General features: G+C 44.9%; 3 protein-coding genes. 2 read left to right on the plus strand and 1 reads right to left on the minus strand.

What is annotated here, in order from left to right:
• A partial coding sequence (locus tag I8U18_RS17940; RefSeq protein WP_232336452.1) for a hypothetical protein occupies positions 1 to 202 on the plus strand: 202 nt, incomplete at its 5' end.
• A 290-nt stretch (positions 203 to 492) separates the two neighbouring features.
• On the plus strand, positions 493 to 1,224 hold the full coding sequence (locus tag I8U18_RS17480) for a class I SAM-dependent methyltransferase (RefSeq protein WP_033102438.1): 732 nt from the start codon (positions 493 to 495) through the stop codon (positions 1,222 to 1,224).
• Positions 1,225 to 1,857: 633 nt separating this feature from the next.
• Here the strand turns inward: I8U18_RS17480 and I8U18_RS17945 are convergent.
• Positions 1,858 to 2,062, minus strand: a 205-nt coding sequence (locus I8U18_RS17945; RefSeq protein ID WP_232336453.1) for a hypothetical protein, incomplete at its 5' end; no start/stop codon positions are given.

Genomic DNA, 2,062 nt, shown 5'->3' on the forward strand with positions numbered 1-2,062 from the left:
GCCAGGCAAAGATACAAGCCACCTCCAACGAGGTGGCTTTTTCATTGTTGTCTTTGTTATTTTTATTTCCTTCGATTCATCCTCCTTCTCCATCCTTTCTTCATCGCGCCTCTGTTTTGAGTGCTTCTGTCAGCCGGGATCCCTTCTTACATTGATTCACTTTGTGGATGAAGATGATGTTATCCAGGAGGAATCCTTTTGAATCCCTGGATTGTTTCCTGAATAATGGAATTTATAAGCGTTGCAAATGTCCCCGGCAGTAAGTTCGTTCCTCTGTTCCTGTCAGGTCATATGCAGCAAACGATGTTACTTTTGAGTTTGTTGCTGGGAAATGGATGCAGGTGATCAAGCATTCACACGTTTTTGGTCAGGCAGGTGTCAAAGTGTTTATCCGAATTTGTATAATGGAAATGAAGCTCATCTGAGCTGCGTCATCCGGGTTTCCGTTACACTACCCATAAACATTCAAAAAACGACAGGCAGGTGAAGTGAATGGATAAGACTGGTAATCAAAAAGGGGATTATGGCATAGATGCTCCTGGTGTCATTCGAAACTTGGCGTTGATCGGCATCGTTTTGCTTCTTCTCTGTATGGGGACTTTTTTTGCTTTTGCCGGTGCTTGGCGATGGATCGGAACGATTCCCTTCCTTTTGGGGTTGATTTGTCTCATTGAAGCCGTTTATATGATTTGGAGCAGCAAAGTCGGGAAGTATTATGAACGGGAGAAACTGCTTGATCTCGTCCCTTGGCGGGGAGATGAAAAAGTGCTCGATATCGGATGCGGGAGAGGACTCGTTCTGAATGCTGCTGCCAAACGCCTGGACAGAGGTAAGGCAATCGGAATTGATATTTGGAATGAACAGGATCAATCGGGCAATCATCCTGATGTAACTCTGGAAAACGCCGAAAGAGAAGGAGTAAGAGAACGCGTCGAAGTCGTATCTGCTGATGCGCGGGATATTCCGTTTTCGGACAATGAATTTGATGTGATTGTTTCCAGTCTGGCCCTGCACAATATTTACGATAAAGATGAACGTCGCAAAGCGCTCGGGGAAATATTCCGGGTGCTCAAGCCGGGAGGACATTTTGCGATTCTCGATTTCCGGCATGTTGATGAATATGCCGCGATTTTTGAAGAGTTGGGAGCGACAGGCGTTCAGATTGCCGGTCCCCATTATTTTATTTTTCCTCCTGTACGGATTGTGGTGGGTCGTAAACCTTAGAGGATGCATGTGCCTTGACGGGAATGGAACTTATGAGCGTACAAGGAAACTTGGGTCGTTAATTCCGAATTGGAGAATGCCCGTTATCATACACGAGCGGTTGATTGGTTCAGAATCCTTCATCCTGACAGGAAGATCCGGTAAACAGGAGAAGCGCTGTTTTAAGGAACTTTGCATCATCTGATGTTGTCGAAATCAAGGTATCTGCATGAAAGTTGAAAGTTGGGGGGTTTTTTGACCCGGGCTCTTGCCAGCGTGTCCCGAAACCGGGCGTTCCGATCCTTGTCTGCATTTCCTGCGCCTCTCTTTTTGTTTCCCGCTGGTTCTCCACGGTTGATAAACGTGCCGGCCGGATTCTTTAGTTATGGGAAAACGGTAAAAGCGTTTTTCATCACTGGTTTGAGCAGAAAACACCAGGTTGTTTTTAGGTACTTTAAAGCAGAGGAAAGACATTGATCGATTCGGTCAAACATGGAGAGCTGCAAACTGCTCGAGGGGGGAGGGATCGTTCAAGTCGGCCGAGTGACGGCAAGTATGTTTTTTGTTTCCGTCCGGGTTTACATGTGCATAAAATGATGGAAATAAAATAAATCTCAAAAGAGGTGTTGACAATCAAATAAAAGGGTAGTATATTTATTTTCGTCGCTGATACGACAACATCTTGCAAAAAGCGAGAGAACAAAACAAAAAAAGTTGTTGACAAGCGTGACAGCGATGTGATAGAATATAAATTGTCGTCGTGATAAAAACGGCGGCGACGGAGAGTGTTCCTTGAAAACTAAAGAGTGAAGCATGACCTGTTAATTCTTTTTGAGCTAGATCTTTATCGGAGAGTTTG

It is taken from the genome of Thermoactinomyces sp. CICC 10522 (genome assembly GCF_016055075.1).
In the GTDB taxonomy this organism is placed as follows: Bacteria; Bacillota; Bacilli; order Thermoactinomycetales; family Thermoactinomycetaceae; genus Thermoactinomyces_A; species Thermoactinomyces_A daqus.